A 19,055-nucleotide genomic window follows, 5' to 3' on the forward strand; every position below is an offset into this window, starting at 1 on the left:
TTGGAAAATATCGCTGATCTTTGGGAAAAAGCATTGTCCGTGATTGAAAAAAAGATCAGTAAACCCAGCTTTGACACCTGGCTGAAATCGACGAAGGCATACTCGCTCAAAAACGATACGTTTGTCATTTCCGTGCCGAATGAATTTGCCAGGGATTGGCTGGAGGGCCATTATATTCCGCTCATCACAACGGTCTTGTACGACATAACCGGAGAAGAGCTTGAAATTAAATTCGTTATTCCGCAACAGCAGGACAGTGATGAACCGGAACTGTTCCCGTCCCCGAAAAAATCAGCGGAAAAATTGAATGATACCCGCGACTATCAGAGTATGTTGATTCCAAAGTATACATTCGATACCTTTGTCATTGGTTCCGGTAACCGTTTTGCACACGCTGCTTCCCTTGCCGTTGCCGAAGCGCCGGCGAAAGCCTATAACCCGTTATTTATATACGGCGGCGTGGGCCTTGGAAAAACGCATTTAATGCATGCAATCGGGCACTATGTACTGGAGCATAATCCAAAAGCCAAAGTGGTGTATTTGTCTTCTGAAAAATTTACGAATGAATTCATCAATTCCATTCGAGACAATAAAGGAGGCGAATTCCGGAACAAATACCGGAATGTGGATATCCTTCTGATAGATGATATTCAGTTTCTCGCCGGAAAAGAATCCACGCAGGAGGAATTTTTCCATACCTTTAATGCGCTACATGAGGAGAGCAAGCAAATCGTCATTTCAAGCGACCGGCCCCCGAAAGAAATCCCGACGCTTGAAGAAAGGCTGCGTTCGCGGTTTGAGTGGGGATTAATTACGGACATCACGCCGCCTGACCTTGAGACACGGATCGCCATTTTGCGAAAAAAGGCGAAAGCGGACGGTTTAGATATCCCGAACGAAGTCATGCTTTACATCGCGAATCAGATTGACACGAACATTCGTGAACTAGAAGGGGCATTAATCCGTGTTGTCGCCTATTCTTCGCTTATTAACAAGGATATCAATGCCGACCTTGCTGCAGAAGCGCTGAAAGATATCATTCCAAGTTCCAAGCCGAAAACGATTACGATTGAGGACATCCAAAAAGTGGTCGGGGAAGAATACCATGTAAAAATGGAAGATTTTAAAGCGAAAAAGCGCACAAAATCGGTCGCATTTCCGCGCCAGATTGCCATGTATTTATCAAGGGAACTGACGGATTTTTCACTGCCGAAAATCGGGGAAGAATTCGGCGGCCGGGATCATACAACCGTCATCCATGCCCATGAAAAAATCGCCAATTTGATTCAAACGGATACGCAATTTCAAAAGAAAATTGAAGAACTGCAAAATTTGCTGAAAAACGGGTAGTCCACGTTTTAAAAGCGGGCTTGAGCATATTGTGCATAACAACGGATCATGTATGAACAGTCTGTCCACATGTGGATAGACTGTATTTCATTGTACCAGCAACGTTATCCACATGTTCACAACCTCTATTACTAGTACTACTGTTTTTTTAAAAAAAGATTAAGTATAAGTATATGCGTCACACGATGGAGGAATAACCATGAAATTTTCTATTTTGCGGAACCGCCTGATCGAAAGTGTCCAAGATGTGTCAAAAGCCATTACGTCCAGAACCACGATTCCGATTTTAACCGGTATTAAAATTACTGCTTCAGAAGAAGGCATTACTTTTACGGGCAGTGATTCCGATATTTCCATTGAGTCATTTGTGCCAAAAGAAGAAGACGGGGATGAAATGGCTGTGATTCAGCAAACAGGCGGCATTGTGCTGCAAGCAAAGATTTTCGGGGAACTGGTCAAAAAGCTGCCGATGGATATTGTAGAGATAGAGGTTGTCAATCAATTCCAGACCATCATTCGCTCAGGCAAATCGAACTTTAATTTAAACGGGCTTAATGTGGAAGAGTACCCGCATTTGCCGCAAATTACAGAAGACAAAGTGATCCGGATTCCGGCAGATATTTTAAAAAATTTGATCCGGCAAACGGTATTTGCCGTCTCCACCGCGGAAACCCGCCCGATCTTGACAGGTGTAAACTGGAGCATTAAAGGTAGCCGGCTGAACTGTATTGCAACAGACAGCCACCGCCTGGCGCAAAGGACAGCGGAAATCGAAACGGCTGCAGATGCCGAGTATAATATTGTAATCCCGGGGAAAAGTTTAAATGAGTTGAATAAAATTTTGCCGGATTCGAATGAACCAGTGGAAATTGTGATAACGGATAATCAGGTTTTATTTAAAGCAAAGCGTTTATTGTTTTTCTCGCGGCTATTGGAAGGAAATTACCCGGATACATCACGGCTGATCCCGACAGATGGAAAAACGGAAATCGTGGTGAATACAAAAGAGTTTTTGCAAGCCATTGACAGGGCGTCGTTACTCGCAAAAGAGGGGCAAAACGCAAATGTTGTGAAACTTTCATCCGTTACGGATATGCCGGGCACGATTGAAATCACCTCCAATTCGCCCGAAATCGGGAAAGTGACGGACAGAGTAAACTGCAAATCGATTGAAGGGGAAGAAGTAAAGATCTCGTTTAGTTCAAAATATATGATGGACGCGTTAAGAGCGCTCGAGGGAACGGAAATCACGATCCGTTTTACCGGTGCGATGAGGCCATTTGTCATCCGGCCGGTAAATGATGATACGACATTGCAGCTGATTTTGCCGGTAAGGACGTATTGATGAAAAATGCCTGTTGAAAAACAGGCTTTTTTCATCTCCGTTGCATGCGGAAAACAGCGGGCGGCAACGGGAATGCCTTGTTATGCTTTGTGTTTCTGCCTGATTTTTAGTAAAATAATATGTTAGTGAGTACATGAAAAGAGTGAAGAAATGGCAAAAAATGTAAAAATCTCAACAGATACCATTACGCTTGGCCAATTTTTAAAATTTGCGGATATCATTCAAAGCGGCGGAATGGCAAAATGGTTTTTAACCGAACATGAAGTGCTCGTCAATGGAGAACCGGAGCAAAGAAGAGGGCGGAAACTGAAAGAGGCGGACCGGGTTGAAATTGGCGGAATCGGTACGTTTCAAATTATCCGCGGTTGACCGGCGCTTTTTCCGCATAAAGGATGTTGGCATATGTACCTGCAGGAACTGGAACTTCACAATTACCGCAACTATGAAACATTGACCATTCCGTTTGAAAACAAAGTCAATGTGATCCTCGGGGAAAACGCCCAGGGAAAAACCAACCTGATGGAAGCCATTTATGTTTTGGCACTGGCGAAATCCCACCGGACGTCAAATGATAAAGAACTCATCCGCTGGGACGCAGAATATGCTAAAATAAAAGGGAGACTTCACAAAACGCATGGTTCTGTCCCCCTTGAATTGACCATCTCCAAAAAAGGCAAAAAAGCAAAGTACAATCATATTGAGCAAAAAAAACTAAGCCGGTATATCGGCAATATGAATGTGGTCATGTTTGCGCCCGAAGACTTGAATCTTGTAAAGGGGAGCCCGCAGGTCAGGCGCCGCTTTATCGATATGGAGATCGGGCAAATTTCGCCGGTTTATCTGTATGATATGAGCCGGTTTCAAAAAATATTGCAGCAACGGAACCATTATTTGAAGCAGCTGCAAATGAAAAAACAGACAGACCAGACGATGCTCGATATTTTAACCGAACAGTTGATTGAACAAGCCGCTAAAATTGTCATGCGGCGGTTTGAATTTGTGCGGATGCTCGAAGAATGGGCACGCCCGATCCACCATTCGATTTCCCGCGGCTTGGAACAACTTGAGATCCAATATAAACCCTCTGTGAATGTATCAGAAGAGCTCAATTGGTCAAAAATGATAAAATCATACGAAAATAAATTTGCTGAAATAAGGGAGCGGGAAATTGACAGGGGCGTGACGATGGCCGGCCCGCATCGCGATGATTTGGCTTTTGTCGTGAACGGCAGAGATGTCCATACATTCGGATCGCAGGGGCAGCAGCGGACAGCCGCATTATCTGTTAAGTTGGCTGAAATTGAACTGATTTATTCGGAAATCCGGGAATATCCGATCCTGCTACTGGATGACGTACTGTCGGAGCTGGATGACTACCGCCAGTCCCATCTGCTGAATGCGATTCAGGGAAGGGTGCAGACATTTGTGACAACGACAAGCGTGGATGGGGTTGATCATCAAACGTTACGGGAGGCATCCATGTATACAGTGAAGGCAGGACAAATTGTCAGGTGAGGTGTGCCTATGTATCTCCATCTCGCAGAAGATGTCATGATTCGAAGTGATGACATTATCGCTATTATGGACGAGAGATCGCTCAATAGCTCCGGGATCAACAAAGCTTATTTGCAGGCTTTCAAAAAAGCCACAGTCAATTTGGCAAAGGGCAGCTTTAAATCGGCCGTGATTACCCAAAATGCGGTCTATTTATCGCCTTTTTCCCCCGGCATTCTGTTCAAACGGGCAATCGGCCTTTCTCCGGCCGGGTTTATAACCGAACATTTTACCGGAAAACCGGTTTAACATACGAAAAAAAGCTGTTTTGTGATTCAACCGGTGGTGGCTTGTAACTTTAGTTATGAGTTGAACCGGCTTCATGCAAGGCGTGTTTTTTGGCACGTCTGTTTCCGGCTAACCGCAAAAAGTGGCGGGTGCAATCTGCCGGGATAACCAGTAGGTGCTAAAGTATCCGCAAATCCCGCAACATCCATCGTGAGCGGTTCAATTTAAGAGAGTGCAGGTGGTATAATTGGAACAAGAACAATTACAGAAGCAGTCTTATGATGCCGAGCAAATCCAGGTTCTTGAAGGGCTGGAAGCGGTGCGCAAACGTCCGGGGATGTATATTGGCTCGACAAGTGCGAGAGGTCTTCACCATCTTGTCTGGGAAATTGTCGACAACAGCATTGACGAGGCACTGGCCGGTTTTTGCGATGAAATCAATGTTTTTATTGAAAAAGACAACAGCATTACCGTGAAGGACAACGGACGCGGCATCCCGGTCGGCATCCAGGAAAAAGTGGGCAGGCCTGCCGTTGAAGTCATCATGACCATTTTGCACGCCGGCGGGAAATTTGGCGGTGGCGGATATAAGGTGTCCGGCGGTCTGCACGGGGTTGGTGCGTCTGTTGTGAATGCCCTGTCTACAGAGCTCGATGTCTATGTCCACCGCGACGGGCATATTTACTACCAAAAATACCGCCGCGGCAAACCTGCCTTTGACTTAAAAATCATTGGCGAAACGGATCGTACCGGCACAACGACTCACTTCAAGCCGGATCCGGAAATTTTTACGGAAACGACCGAGTTCGACTTTGATATTCTTACAACCCGGCTCCGTGAACTTGCCTTTTTAAATAAAGGGATCAAAATCACCATTGAGGACAAACGCGAAAAAAATCCGCGCAAACAAGAATACCATTACGAAGGCGGGATCAAATCGTACGTGGAGCATTTGAACCGCTCGAAAGAAGTGCTCCATAAGGAACCGATTTATGTAGAAGGCGAAAAAGACGGCATAACCGTTGAAGTATCCCTTCAATACAATGACGGGTTTGCCAGCAATATCTATTCTTTTGCCAATAATATTCACACCTACGAAGGCGGCACACATGAGTCCGGTTTTAAAACGGCTTTAACGCGCGTCATCAATGATTATGCCCGGAAAAACAATCTGATCAAAGAAAATGAAGCCAATTTAACGGGCGAAGATGTCCGGGAAGGCCTCACTGCGATTGTTTCCATCAAACACCCGGATCCGCAGTTTGAAGGACAAACGAAAACGAAGCTTGGAAATACAGAAGCAAGAACGATTACAGATGCGGTATTTTCCGAGACGTTTGAGAAGTTTATGATGGAAAATCCTCAAGTGGCGCGGAAAATTGTCGAAAAAGGGCTGATGGCTGCCCGGGCAAGGATGGCTGCGAAAAAAGCGCGCGAACTGACACGGAGAAAAAGCGCGCTCGAATCGACAAGCCTACCGGGCAAACTTGCAGACTGCACATCACGCGACCCGGCTGAGAGCGAGCTCTACATTGTCGAAGGAGACTCGGCCGGCGGTTCTGCCAAGCAGGGAAGGGACCGGATGTTTCAGGCGATCCTGCCTTTAAGAGGGAAAATTTTAAACGTAGAGAAAGCGCGTTTGGATAAAATTTTGTCAAATGCGGAAATCCGTACCATTATTACCGCGCTCGGCACAGGTGTCGGGGAAGATTTTGACATCTCGAAGGCGCGTTATCATAAAGTCGTGATCATGACGGATGCGGATGTCGACGGCGCCCATATCCGCACGTTATTATTAACGTTTTTCTACCGCTATATGCGCCCGTTAATCGATGCAGGCTATATTTATATCGCCCAGCCGCCGCTTTATAAAGTGCAGCAGGGAAAAAGGGTCGAATATGTATACAGCGACCGTGGCCTTGAGGAATTGCTTAATACGCTGCCCGCCCAGCCGAAGCCGGCCATCCAGCGTTATAAAGGCCTCGGTGAAATGAACCCGGAACAGCTTTGGGAGACGACGATGGAACCTGCCAACCGGACGATGCTGCAAGTGAGCCTTGACGATGCGATTGAAGCGGACGGCACGTTTGAAATGCTAATGGGCGATAAAGTGGAACCGCGGCGGAATTTTATCGAAGAAAATGCCATTTACGTGAAAAACCTGGACATTTAAAGAAAAGGAGGTTGCATAAATGGCTGACACACCTGAATCGAAAATTGTGGAAGTAAACTTAACCCAGGAGATGCGCACATCTTTTCTTGACTATGCGATGAGCGTCATCGTATCCCGGGCTATTCCGGATGTACGGGACGGATTAAAGCCTGTGCACCGGAGAATTTTATATGCGATGCACGATCTCGGGATGACCCCTGATAAAGCGTATAAAAAATCGGCGCGTATCGTCGGGGAAGTCATCGGGAAATACCACCCGCACGGCGATTCGGCCGTGTATGAAACCATGGTGCGGATGGCGCAGGATTTTAGCTACCGCTATATGCTGGTTGACGGGCACGGCAACTTCGGGTCTGTTGACGGCGACCCGGCTGCTGCCATGCGTTACACGGAAGCGCGCATGTCAAAAATTTCCCTTGAACTGCTGCGCGATATTAACAAAGATACGATTGATTTTCAGGACAACTACGATGGTTCGGAAAAAGAGCCGGCTGTCCTGCCATCCCGTTTTCCGAATCTGTTGGTGAACGGTTCCTCCGGGATTGCGGTCGGCATGGCAACGAACATTCCGCCGCATCAGCTCGGTGAAGTCATCGACGCGATTCTTGCTTTAAGCAAAGACCCGGATATTACGATTCAGGAATTGATGGAATATATCCCCGGGCCGGATTTCCCTACGGCCGGTTTAATTGTCGGAAGAAGCGGCATCCGCCGTGCTTATGAAACGGGAAGAGGCTCTATCACACTTCGCGCAAGGGTGGAAATTGAACAAAGATCAAACGGCAAAGAATCCATCATTGTGACCGAACTGCCTTACCAGGTCAACAAAGCCAAATTGATCGAACGGATTGCAGAACTTGTGCATGAAAAGCGGATCGACGGCATTACCGATCTGCGTGACGAGTCCGACCGCAACGGCATGCGGATGGTGATTGAAGTCCGCCGTGATGCAAATGCGAATGTGATTTTGAACAATTTGTACAAGCATACCGCCATGCAGACGACATTCGGTATCAACCTGCTGGCGCTTGTTGCAGGCCAGCCAAAAGTGCTGAATTTAAAACAGGCGCTTAAGTTTTACCTTGACCATCAGGAAGAAGTGATCCGCCGCAGAACGGCTTTTGAACTGAAAAAAGCGGAAGCGCGTGCCCATATTTTGGAGGGCCTGCGCATTGCACTTGACCATATTGATGCGATTATCCAGCTGATCCGTTCCTCGCAAACAACGGATATTGCCCGTACCGGCTTAATGGAGCAATTTTCCCTGTCCGAAAAGCAGGCACAGGCAATTCTCGATATGCGGCTGCAACGTTTGACCGGGCTGGAACGCGAAAAAATTGAAGAAGAATACCGGGGCTTGATCCAACTGATTGCAGAACTGAAAGCCGTTTTGGCAGATGAAGAAAAAGTGCTTGAAATCATCCGTGAAGAGCTGCTCGAAATTAAAGAACGGTTTAATGATGAACGGCGCACGGAAATTATAGCAGCAAGCGTTGACCAGATTGAGGACGAGGATTTGATCCCGCAGGAAAGCATCGCCATCACCCTGACCCATAACGGCTATATCAAACGCCTGCCGATTTCGACGTACCGGAGTCAGAAACGCGGCGGCCGCGGCGTGCAGGGGATGGGCACGAATGAAGACGATTTTGTTGAACATCTCTTAACGACATCAACACATGATACGATCCTTTTCTTCACAAATAAAGGAAAAGTCTATAAGAAGAAAGGATACGAAATCCCGGAATACGGCAGAACGGCAAAAGGCATTCCGATTGTCAACCTGCTTGAAATTGACAGGGATGAATGGATCAATACGATGATCCGTGTGGAAGATTTCGTAGAAGACTGGTTTTTATTTTTTACCACAAAAAAAGGCATTTCAAAACGCACGCCTGTAACTGAATTTGCCAATATCCGGACGAACGGCCTGATTGCCATTCATCTGAAAGAAGAAGATGAGCTGATTTCCGTAAAACTGACGGACGGCCATAAAGAAATCATTATCGGTACGAAGAACGGCATGCTGATCAGATTTCCCGAAACGGATGTCCGTTCAATGGGAAGGTCGGCAACAGGGGTAAAAGGCATTACCTTAAGCGGCGATGATGAAGTGGTCGGCATGGAGATTCTGGAAGAAAACGATGATGTGCTTATTGTGACCAAAAACGGCTATGGAAAACGGACAAAGGGAAGCGAGTACCGCATCCAGAGCCGGGGCGGAAAAGGTTTGAAAACCTGCAATATCACAAGCAAGAACGGCCCGCTTATTGCTGTGAAGACGGTAACGGGAGAAGAAGATGTCATGCTCATTACAGCGGGCGGCGTGCTGATCCGGATGGCTGTCGGGGATATTTCGGTGCTCGGCAGAAATACAATGGGCGTCAAACTGATCCGTCTTGGTGACGAAGAATATGTTGCCACAGTCGCAAAAGTGGAAAAAGATGAAGAAGAAAATCATGCTGATCCGGTGGAAGAAACCGGAGAGGAATAAGAAATCTCGGGAAGCATTGCACACAATGCTTCTTTTTTTTGATAAAATATGGGCAGCACAGTTGCTTGTTGACGGAGGGAGAAAAGCTTGAAGATAAAAGTATGCGATCTCGTCCCCGGCTATTGTTTGGCTGAGGATGTTATGGGGAAAACGGCTCACCCCATTATGCCAAAAGGAACCCTTTTAACGCAGAAAATGATTCATGTTTTGAAAGCATTCGGGATAGAAGAAGTGGATGTGGGCCGTTCCAATAGCCGTAAAGAGACGAAAGAGAGCACGAGGGAAGAAAGTCAGGAAACGGCAACAGTGCCAGAAGCATTCCGGGAGCAGTACACGGCTGCGGTTGGCAGTTACAAGAAAATGTTTCAAAGCTGGCAGTCCGGTTCCAAAGTCAGTGTAGGGGAAGTGAGGGATTTTTTTATTCCGCTTTTTGAATTGATCGAACAGGATCCCGGGAAAATCCGCATTATTCATCAATATGCAACAAAAGAGGAATACATCTATCATCATGCCGTCTCGGTCGGACTGTTAAGCGGCGCAATCGCCCAAAAACTGCAACTCGGGAAGGGAACTTGCTATCAGGCTGCATTGGCGGGCTGCCTCGCAGATGCCGGCATGGCAAAAATCCCTGCGCCTTTGCTGAGAAAATCAGCCTCCTTAACAGAAGAAGAATACGAAGAAATCAGGAACCATCCTGTATACGGGCTAAAAATGGTCCAGCACTCGCCCCTTTTGAAATCCGAAACGAAACTCGCAATTTTACAGCATCATGAACGTCTTGACAAAAGCGGCTATCCATTTGGTGAAAAACCGGACAGAATTCCGATCCTGTCAAGAATTGTGGCCGTTGCGGATGTATACCATGCCATCGTATGCGACCATATTTATAAAAAGAAGAAAATCCCGTTTCAGGCCATTGAAGAGCTGCTGGAGGATCACTTCGGAGAGTTCGATATTGCTGTGATCCATGCATTAATTAGCCTTGTTGCCCATTTAACGATTGGATCAAAGGTCTTTTTATCCAACAATGAAGAAGCAGAAGTGCTTTACATGAAACCGTCCGCTCCCATTAAACCGCTTGTAAAAATTTTTAGCAGCAATGAAATGGTGGATTTGGAAAGCCGGCCTGATTTGTTTATTACAGAATTAATCCGGTGAGGTTTGAAAAGCAGAAACCGGCCAAAATAGAAGCTTTATTATATTTTGTTTGGATAACCCTTAGACACCGATGCCGTATTTATTGTCGTACCAGCGGAAGCCTTCAGGAGAGATAAATTTATTACTTTATGTATTGCCAGAAACAATATCTATCCGGAGCATAATTGATTTTACGTAAAAACCTTAAGTTCAATTTATTTAGATTTTGTGCATTGTATAGGATTTTGTTGCGCGAACCGAAAAAAGTACTTGCAATTTACTGCATAACGAGTATAATAGAAATTGTGCTTTTTATGGTTGCTTGTTGATTTGCTTTTTTTGTTGACACAAGCTGCCGGATATGTTATGATATAAAAGTCGTCACAAGATGTGATTGTTCCTTGAAAACTGGACAAAACGAAACGTCAAATTCTTTTTGAGCTTTTATCAAACATCTTTACTGAGAGTTTGATCCTGGCTCAGGACGAACGCTGGCGGCGTGCCTAATACATGCAAGTCGTGCGGACCTTTTAAAAGCTTGCTTTTAAAAGGTTAGCGGCGGACGGGTGAGTAACACGTGGGCAACCTGCCTGTAAGATCGGGATAACGCCGGGAAACCGGGGCTAATACCGGATAGTTTTTTCCTCCGCATGGAGGAAAAAGGAAAGACGGCTTTTGCTGTCACTTACAGATGGGCCCGCGGCGCATTAGCTAGTTGGTGGGGTAACGGCTCACCAAGGCAACGATGCGTAGCCGACCTGAGAGGGTGATCGGCCACATTGGGACTGAGACACGGCCCAAACTCCTACGGGAGGCAGCAGTAGGGAATCTTCCGCAATGGACGAAAGTCTGACGGAGCAACGCCGCGTGAGTGAAGAAGGCCTTCGGGTCGTAAAACTCTGTTGCCGGGGAAGAACAAGTGCCGTTCGAACAGGGCGGCGCCTTGACGGTACCCGGCCAGAAAGCCACGGCTAACTACGTGCCAGCAGCCGCGGTAATACGTAGGTGGCAAGCGTTGTCCGGAATTATTGGGCGTAAAGCGCGCGCAGGCGGCTTCTTAAGTCTGATGTGAAATCTTGCGGCTCAACCGCAAGCGGTCATTGGAAACTGGGAGGCTTGAGTGCAGAAGAGGAGAGTGGAATTCCACGTGTAGCGGTGAAATGCGTAGAGATGTGGAGGAACACCAGTGGCGAAGGCGGCTCTCTGGTCTGTAACTGACGCTGAGGCGCGAAAGCGTGGGGAGCAAACAGGATTAGATACCCTGGTAGTCCACGCCGTAAACGATGAGTGCTAAGTGTTAGAGGGTTTCCGCCCTTTAGTGCTGCAGCTAACGCATTAAGCACTCCGCCTGGGGAGTACGGCCGCAAGGCTGAAACTCAAAGGAATTGACGGGGGCCCGCACAAGCGGTGGAGCATGTGGTTTAATTCGAAGCAACGCGAAGAACCTTACCAGGTCTTGACATCCTCTGACCTCCCTGGAGACAGGGCCTTCCCCTTCGGGGGACAGAGTGACAGGTGGTGCATGGTTGTCGTCAGCTCGTGTCGTGAGATGTTGGGTTAAGTCCCGCAACGAGCGCAACCCTTGACCTTAGTTGCCAGCATTGAGTTGGGCACTCTAAGGTGACTGCCGGTGACAAACCGGAGGAAGGTGGGGATGACGTCAAATCATCATGCCCCTTATGACCTGGGCTACACACGTGCTACAATGGATGGTACAAAGGGCTGCGAGACCGCGAGGTTAAGCCAATCCCAGAAAACCATTCCCAGTTCGGATTGCAGGCTGCAACCCGCCTGCATGAAGCCGGAATCGCTAGTAATCGCGGATCAGCATGCCGCGGTGAATACGTTCCCGGGCCTTGTACACACCGCCCGTCACACCACGAGAGTTTGTAACACCCGAAGTCGGTGAGGTAACCTTTACGGAGCCAGCCGCCGAAGGTGGGACAGATGATTGGGGTGAAGTCGTAACAAGGTAGCCGTATCGGAAGGTGCGGCTGGATCACCTCCTTTCTAAGGAAATTAAGGAAAACTTCGTTTTCCAAAATTAAGTTTGATGTTTCCGTTTTGTTCAGTTTTGAAGGTTCAATCCTTCCTTATATTTCCTTTCATTAAGGGCCTGTAGCTCAGCTGGTTAGAGCGCACGCCTGATAAGCGTGAGGTCGATGGTTCAAGTCCATTCAGGCCCACCATTCCTTAATGATCGGGGCCTTAGCTCAGCTGGGAGAGCGCCTGCTTTGCACGCAGGAGGTCAGCGGTTCGATCCCGCTAGGCTCCACCTTTATAAATGTGTTCTTTGAAAACCGGATAGGAGAAACAAACCAAGTAAACCGAGAATCGCTTATTTTTGGATTTAAACCTTTTTATGGTTAAGTTAGAAAGGGCGCACGGTGAATGCCTTGGCACTAGGAGCCGATGAAGGACGGTACAAACACCGATATGCTCCGGGGAGCTGTACGTAAGCTTTGATCCGGAGATTTCCGAATGGGGAAACCCCCTGTCTTTAATCGGACAGGATTCCTGCCTGAATCCATAGGGCAGGAAGGGCACACCCGGGGAACTGAAACATCTCAGTACCCGGAGGAAGAGAAAGCAATTGCGATTTCCCAAGTAGCGGCGAGCGAACAGGAAACAGCCCAAACCGGAAGGCTTGCCTTCCGGGGTTGTAGGACACTCATATGGGAGTTACAAAAGAACAGGTTAAGTGAAGCGGCCTGGAAAGGCCTGCCGGAGAAGGTAAAAGCCCTGTAACTGACACTTCGTTCTCTCCCGAGTGGATCCTGAGTACGGCGGGACACGAGGAATCCCGCCGGAATCCGGGAGGACCATCTCCCAAGGCTAAATACTCCCTAGTGACCGATAGTGAACCAGTACCGTGAGGGAAAGGTGAAAAGCACCCCGGGAGGGGAGTGAAAGAGATCCTGAAACCGTGTGCCTACAAGTAGTCAGAGCCCGTTAACGGGTGATGGCGTGCCTTTTGTAGAATGAACCGGCGAGTTACGGTCTCATGCAAGGTTAAGCTGAAGAAGCGGAGCCGCAGCGAAAGCGAGTCTGAACAGGGCGAAAGAGTATGAGGCCGCAGACCCGAAACCAGGTGATCTACCCATGTCCAGGGTGAAGGCAAGGTAACACTTGCTGGAGGCCCGAACCCACGCACGTTGAAAAGTGCGGGGATGAGGTGTGGGTAGCGGAGAAATTCCAATCGAACTTGGAGATAGCTGGTTCTCTCCGAAATAGCTTTAGGGCTAGCCTCAAGCGAAGAGTTTTGGAGGTAGAGCACTGTTTGGACGAGGGGCCCTCATCGGGTTACCGAATTCAGACAAACTCCGAATGCCAAAAACTTATGCTTGGGAGTCAGACTGTGAGTGATAAGATCCATGGTCGAAAGGGAAACAGCCCAGACCGCCAGCTAAGGTCCCAAAGTATACGTTAAGTGGAAAAGGATGTGGCGTTGCTTAGACAACCAGGATGTTGGCTTAGAAGCAGCCATCATTTAAAGAGTGCGTAATAGCTCACTGGTCGAGTGACGCTGCGCCGAAAATGTACCGGGGCTAAACGTATCACCGAAGCTGCGGATGGACACCGTATAGTGTCCGTGGTAGGAGAGCGTTCTAAGGGCGTTGAAGCCGGACCGGAAGGACCGGTGGAGCGCTTAGAAGTGAGAATGCCGGTATGAGTAGCGAAAGAAGGGTGAGAATCCCTTCCACCGAATGCCTAAGGTTTCCTGAGGAAGGCTCGTCCGCTCAGGGTTAGTCGGGGCCTAAGCCGAGGCCGAAAGGCGTAGGCGATGGACAACAGGTTGATATTCCTGTACCGCCTCTTCACCGTTTGAACGATGGGGGGACGCAGGAGGATAGGGCAAGCGCGACACTGGTTGATCGCGTCCAAGCAGTTAGGCCGGTGCGGAGGCAAATCCTTCGCGCCAAGGCGGAGCTGTGATGGCGAGGGAAATTTTAGTACCGAAGTTCCTGATTCCACACTGCCAAGAAAAGCCTCTAGTGAGGTGAAAGGCGCCCGTACCGCAAACCGACACAGGTAGGCGAGGAGAGAATCCTAAGGTGAGCGAGAGAACTCTCGTTAAGGAACTCGGCAAAATGACCCCGTAACTTCGGGAGAAGGGGTGCTTTTTGGGGTGTATGCCCCGGGAAGCCGCAGTGAATAGGCCCAGGCGACTGTTTAGCAAAAACACAGGTCTCTGCGAAGCCGCAAGGCGAAGTATAGGGGCTGACACCTGCCCGGTGCTGGAAGGTTAAGGAGAGGGGTTAGCCGTAAGGCGAAGCTCTGAACTGAAGCCCCAGTAAACGGCGGCCGTAACTATAACGGTCCTAAGGTAGCGAAATTCCTTGTCAGGTAAGTTCTGACCCGCACGAAAGGTGTAACGATCTGGGCACTGTCTCAACGAGAGACTCGGTGAAATTATAGTACCTGTGAAGATGCAGGTTACCCGCGACAGGACGGAAAGACCCCATGGAGCTTTACTGCAGCCTGATATTGAATTTTGGTACAGCTTGTACAGGATAGGTAGGAGCCTTGGAAACCGGAGCGCCAGCTTCGGCGGAGGCATCGGTGGGATACTACCCTGGCTGTATTGAAATTCTAACCCGCACCCCTTACCGGGGTGGGAGACAGTGTCAGGCAGGCAGTTTGACTGGGGCGGTCGCCTCCTAAAAGGTAACGGAGGCGCCCAAAGGTTCCCTCAGAATGGTTGGAAATCATTCGCAGAGTGTAAAGGCATAAGGGAGCTTGACTGCGAGACTTACAAGTCGAGCAGGGACGAAAGTCGGGCTTAGTGATCCGGTGGTTCCGCATGGAAGGGCCATCGCTCAACGGATAAAAGCTACCCTGGGGATAACAGGCTGATCTCCCCCAAGAGTCCACATCGACGGGGAGGTTTGGCACCTCGATGTCGGCTCATCGCATCCTGGGGCTGTAGTCGGTCCCAAGGGTTGGGCTGTTCGCCCATTAAAGCGGTACGCGAGCTGGGTTCAGAACGTCGTGAGACAGTTCGGTCCCTATCCGTCGCGGGCGCAGGAAATTTGAGAGGAGCTGTCCTTAGTACGAGAGGACCGGGATGGACGCACCGCTGGTGTACCAGTTGTCTTGCCAAAGGCATCGCTGGGTAGCTATGTGCGGAAGGGATAAGTGCTGAAAGCATCTAAGCATGAAGCCCCCCTCAAGATGAGATTTCCCACAGTTTATACTGGTAAGATCCCTGAAAGATGATCAGGTTGATAGGTCCGGGGTGGAAGCGCGGCGACGCGTGGAGCTGACGGATACTAATCGATCGAGGACTTAACCAAATAGAAAAGCGAAGGGCGCCTTGAAAAAGGTGCACTGGAGCTAGACAATTCTCAAAGTTAGAAACGCGTTCTCCGTTTACAGTTTTTTCTCCCATCCGGTTTTCAGGGAACACATCCCAAAAATTATACAGGTCCGGTGATGATGGCGGAAAGGTCACACCCGTTCCCATCCCGAACACGGAAGTTAAGCTTTCCAGCGCCGATGGTAGTTGGGGGTTTCCCCCTGCGAGAGTAGGACGTTGCCGGGCCAAAAGAGAACCGCAGACAAATGGTCTGTGGTTTTTTTATTTCTTTTACCATCCTCGCTTCAATCGTATGAAGGACGTAGCCCAACGATAAGGGAAGATAAATGCCGAGTATATGTAAAATTTTACTCGGAGGGGCAGATAAGTGAAAAAATGGGAAGACACTCTATTATCTAAATGTACACCTTGAAATGAACATCTAGAGAGAGGTTTCCCATGGATATGATATTACGTACAGGAACGGGAATTTTTAGAGTAACGAAAGGAATTAAGAAAACATCTCAAAAAGTGCAAAAAGTAAATTGAACATAGAGCCCGTCTACGTTAAGGAAGCGTCGAAAAACGAAGGCCTTTCTTTACATAGAGCCCCTCTATGTTAAGGAAGCAAACAAAAACGAAGATCTTCCTTCACTTAGAGCGCATCTACGTTAAGGAAGCGCGGAAAAAAGGCGGTCTTTCTTTACATAGAGCGCGTCTACGTTAAGGAAGCAAGCAAAAACAAAGGTCTTCCTTAACATAGGGCGCATCTACATTAAGGAAGCGCGGAAAAAAGGCGGTCTTTCTTTACATAGAGCGCGTCTATGTTAAGGAATCAAACAAAAACAAAGGTCTTCCTTAACATAGGGCGCGTCTACGTTAAGGAAGCAAACAAAAACGAAGGTCTTCCTTCACTTAGAGCCCGTCTATGTTAAGGAAGCAAGCAAAAACAAAGGTCTTCCTTAACATAGGGCGCGTCTACGTTAAGGAAGCAAGCAAAAACGAAGGCCTTCCTTAACATAGGGCGCGTCTACGTTAAGGAAGCGCGGAAAATTGAGGGCCCTCCTTCACATAGAGCGCGTCTATGTTAAGAAAGCAAGCAAAAAAGACGGCCTTCCTTCACATATAGCCCGTCTACGTCAAGGAAGCAAACAAAAACGAAGGTCTTCCTTCACTTAGAGCCCGTCTATGGATTAAGTCCGTATAATTGTGTAAAAAGAAGGAGTCATTTTATCAACTCTTGGCAACACTGTTTTCAACGACGATAAACTAATGAAAAGAGGAGATAAAATGACTCACTTACAGTTTAACTTAAATTTGGATGTTTTAAAAGAAGCCATCATGACTTCCGATCTTGACGCGGTAATTAAATCAGCGGTTGTCCTCGTGTTAAACGAGTTTATGGAAAAGGAAAGGGATGACTATTTAAAAACGAGCCCTTATGAACGCGCTGTTGAACGCCGGGATTACCGGAACGGTTACTATGAACGCGAGCTGTTGATGAGCATCGGCAATGTTACATTAAAAGTTCCCCGGACACGTAATGGCGAATTCTCAACTACCTTATTTGAAAAGTATGCCAGATGTGACCAAGCTTTCGTCCTTTCTATGTTGGAGATGGTCATCAATGGCGTCTCTACCCGTAAGGTCACAAATGTCGTAGAACAGCTTTGCGGTAAGAATGTATCCAAGTCGTTTGTCTCTTCCCTTACGCAAAAACTGGATCCCATTGTGAATGCTTGGGCCGAGAGACCGTTGAATACAACCTACTACCCTTATGTGTTTGTGGACGCCATGTATATAAAAGTACGGGAGCACCATAAGGTCATATCAAAGGCTGTTTATATTGCGACTGCCATTACAGAGAAGAATACACGTGAAATACTGGGTTTAAGCGTTGACCATGCAGAAAGTTTGGAGAGTTGGAGTTCATTTTTTAAACAACTTAAATCACGTGGACTCCAATCACCAAAACTCGTTATTTCCGATGCTCACATGGGCCTTCAGAAAGCAATACAACGGGAATTCATTGGCACTGCTTGGCAAAGGTGCAATGTTCATTTTAAACGCAATATCATTGAAAAACTGCCCAAAAAAGATACTGCAGAAATCCGGGTGATGATTAAGCGCGTGTTTGAGGCCGTTACGATTGAGGACATACGCAAGTTTAAAGATGAATTAATAAACAAATTTGGTACAGAAGCAAGATTTGAAAAAGCTCTGGCCATTTTAGATGAAGGTTTTGAAGATACTATCCAATACATGAACTTTCCTGAGAATATCCGTATGCACATACGGAGTACTAATTCCCTCGAGCGGCTTAACCAAGAGGTTCGTAGAAGGGAAAGGGTCATTCGCATTTTTCCTAATACCCAATCTGCTTTTCGTTTGGTTGGTGCCGTTTTAATGCAGTATCAAGATACAGAATACTCGAAGAGGAAGTCACTTATGGGAAAGAATAGTTAGCAGCATTTTCAGCTTAACTTCCATCATGGATGATTTCATCTCCGGGAAGGGATGTCAAATTGAAAGGCATTTGACATCCCTTCCCGGAGATGAAGAAAAAAATCCATGGAAGTTAAGCCGAAAAAATGAAGGGGTGGTTGAAAACATTTGCCCATAAATTTACACAATAACCTGGACTTGACTCGTCTATGTTAAGGAAGCAAGCAAAAACAAAGGTCTTCCTTAACATAGGGCGCGTCTACGTTAAGGAAGCAAACAAAAACGAAGGTCTTCCTTCACTTAGAGCCCGTCTATGTTAAGGAAGCAAGCAAAAACAAAGGTCTTCCTTAACATAGGGCGCGTCTACGTTAAGGAAGCGCGGAAAATTGAGGGCCCTCCTTCACATAGAGCGCGTCTATGTTAAGAAAGCAAGCAAAAAAGACGGCCTTCCTTCACATAAAGCCCGTCTTCGTTAAGGTTTGCTGAACGAATCCGATTCTGAGTTTGTACCCAATTTGTCAGCAAGCTCTTTCTTATCGCGTTCTTTTGAGACATACACACACCTGAAAAACCGGCATACGATACCATACATCATTTCGCTTTCTCGTTGCAACATTTGAAAAAATCTCTTTGATTGTGAATAGTCCGCGGAAATGATGGCAATTATAATGAGCAGGGGGTGGAGCAGATGGATCGGAGTGCCCTGAGACATGAACCGGAAATGTGCATTGTTTGTGAGAAATTGAAACATAACGGCATCCATCTTTATACATCATTTATCTGCAGTGACTGCGAAAAGGAAATGGTCCGTACCGATACGGGAGATCCGCGTTATTCCTATTTTGTCCGACAGTTGAAAGCAGTTCAAAGCCCAAAATGTATACATGACCAAGCATATTAAAACAGGCTTGGTTATTTTTTTGTTCTGCCCGTGTAAATGCTACTCTATGAAAAGATACTCGGACAATCGGAAAAACTTCAATCACCCATTTCCTGCCCGCTTTTACCCGTTTATAGTAAAATAGAATAA

10 protein-coding genes, 2 tRNA genes and 3 rRNA genes are annotated in these 19,055 nt (G+C 47.4%); all 15 read left to right on the forward strand.

The annotated features are described in order from the left end of the window. The 15 genes from dnaA (at position 1) to NST70_RS00075 (ending at position 18,926) form a co-directional block, all read left to right on the forward strand. The gene (gene dnaA / locus NST70_RS00005; protein ID WP_026683507.1) at positions 1 to 1,350 is read left to right on the forward strand and encodes a chromosomal replication initiator protein DnaA; all 1,350 of its coding nucleotides are present in this window, start codon (positions 1 to 3) and stop codon (positions 1,348 to 1,350) included. Between the two features lie 199 nt (positions 1,351 to 1,549). Next, complete coding sequence (gene dnaN, locus NST70_RS00010; RefSeq protein ID WP_071452209.1) at positions 1,550 to 2,695, forward strand: DNA polymerase III subunit beta; 1,146 nt, start codon at positions 1,550 to 1,552, stop codon at positions 2,693 to 2,695. Positions 2,696 to 2,845: 150 nt separating this feature from the next. Then, entirely contained in the window at positions 2,846 to 3,064 is a 219-nt protein-coding gene (gene yaaA, locus NST70_RS00015; protein ID WP_071452210.1) for a S4 domain-containing protein YaaA, read from the forward strand. Positions 3,065 to 3,097: 33 nt separating this feature from the next. Further along, positions 3,098 to 4,210 carry a DNA replication/repair protein RecF gene (gene recF, locus NST70_RS00020; RefSeq protein ID WP_035183060.1) on the forward strand — a complete coding sequence of 371 codons (1,113 nt, stop codon included), beginning with the start codon at positions 3,098 to 3,100 and terminating at the stop codon, positions 4,208 to 4,210. Positions 4,211 to 4,219: 9 nt separating this feature from the next. Further along, positions 4,220 to 4,498 (forward strand): extracellular matrix/biofilm biosynthesis regulator RemA family protein, encoded by a 279-nt coding sequence (locus NST70_RS00025; protein ID WP_014096599.1) that lies wholly within the window; start codon positions 4,220 to 4,222, stop codon positions 4,496 to 4,498. Positions 4,499 to 4,724: 226 nt separating this feature from the next. After that, the gene (gene gyrB / locus NST70_RS00030; protein WP_035183056.1) at positions 4,725 to 6,650 is read left to right on the forward strand and encodes a DNA topoisomerase (ATP-hydrolyzing) subunit B; all 1,926 of its coding nucleotides are present in this window, start codon (positions 4,725 to 4,727) and stop codon (positions 6,648 to 6,650) included. Positions 6,651 to 6,669: 19 nt separating this feature from the next. Beyond that, the gene (gyrA, locus tag NST70_RS00035) at positions 6,670 to 9,144 is read left to right on the forward strand and encodes a DNA gyrase subunit A (protein WP_035188777.1); all 2,475 of its coding nucleotides are present in this window, start codon (positions 6,670 to 6,672) and stop codon (positions 9,142 to 9,144) included. An 87-nt stretch (positions 9,145 to 9,231) separates the two neighbouring features. Further along, a complete protein-coding gene (locus NST70_RS00040; RefSeq protein ID WP_035188778.1) occupies positions 9,232 to 10,302 on the forward strand; it encodes an HD-GYP domain-containing protein in 1,071 nt (356 codons plus the stop codon). Between the two features lie 435 nt (positions 10,303 to 10,737). Next, positions 10,738 to 12,291: ribosomal RNA gene (locus NST70_RS00045) — 16S ribosomal RNA — on the forward strand. 102 nt (positions 12,292 to 12,393) lie between these two features. Then, a tRNA-Ile gene (locus tag NST70_RS00050) sits at positions 12,394 to 12,470 on the forward strand. A 13-nt stretch (positions 12,471 to 12,483) separates the two neighbouring features. Continuing rightward, positions 12,484 to 12,556, forward strand: a tRNA-Ala gene (locus NST70_RS00055). Positions 12,557 to 12,645: 89 nt separating this feature from the next. Beyond that, positions 12,646 to 15,578: ribosomal RNA gene (locus NST70_RS00060) — 23S ribosomal RNA — on the forward strand. Positions 15,579 to 15,710: 132 nt separating this feature from the next. Beyond that, a 5S ribosomal RNA gene (gene rrf, locus NST70_RS00065) occupies positions 15,711 to 15,826 on the forward strand. Together the 16S, 23S and 5S rRNA genes with 2 tRNA genes alongside form the textbook arrangement of a ribosomal RNA operon. A gap of 1,044 nt (positions 15,827 to 16,870) precedes the next feature. Then, positions 16,871 to 18,046 carry an IS256 family transposase gene (locus tag NST70_RS00070; protein WP_017551449.1) on the forward strand — a complete coding sequence of 392 codons (1,176 nt, stop codon included), beginning with the start codon at positions 16,871 to 16,873 and terminating at the stop codon, positions 18,044 to 18,046. A 667-nt stretch (positions 18,047 to 18,713) separates the two neighbouring features. Next, the gene (locus NST70_RS00075; protein ID WP_014096595.1) at positions 18,714 to 18,926 is read left to right on the forward strand and encodes a sigma factor G inhibitor Gin; all 213 of its coding nucleotides are present in this window, start codon (positions 18,714 to 18,716) and stop codon (positions 18,924 to 18,926) included. Positions 18,927 to 19,055: the final 129 nt, after the last annotated feature.

This window comes from Weizmannia sp. FSL K6-0777 (genome assembly GCF_038593185.1).
GTDB lineage: Bacteria > Bacillota > Bacilli > Bacillales > Bacillaceae_C > Weizmannia > Weizmannia faecalis.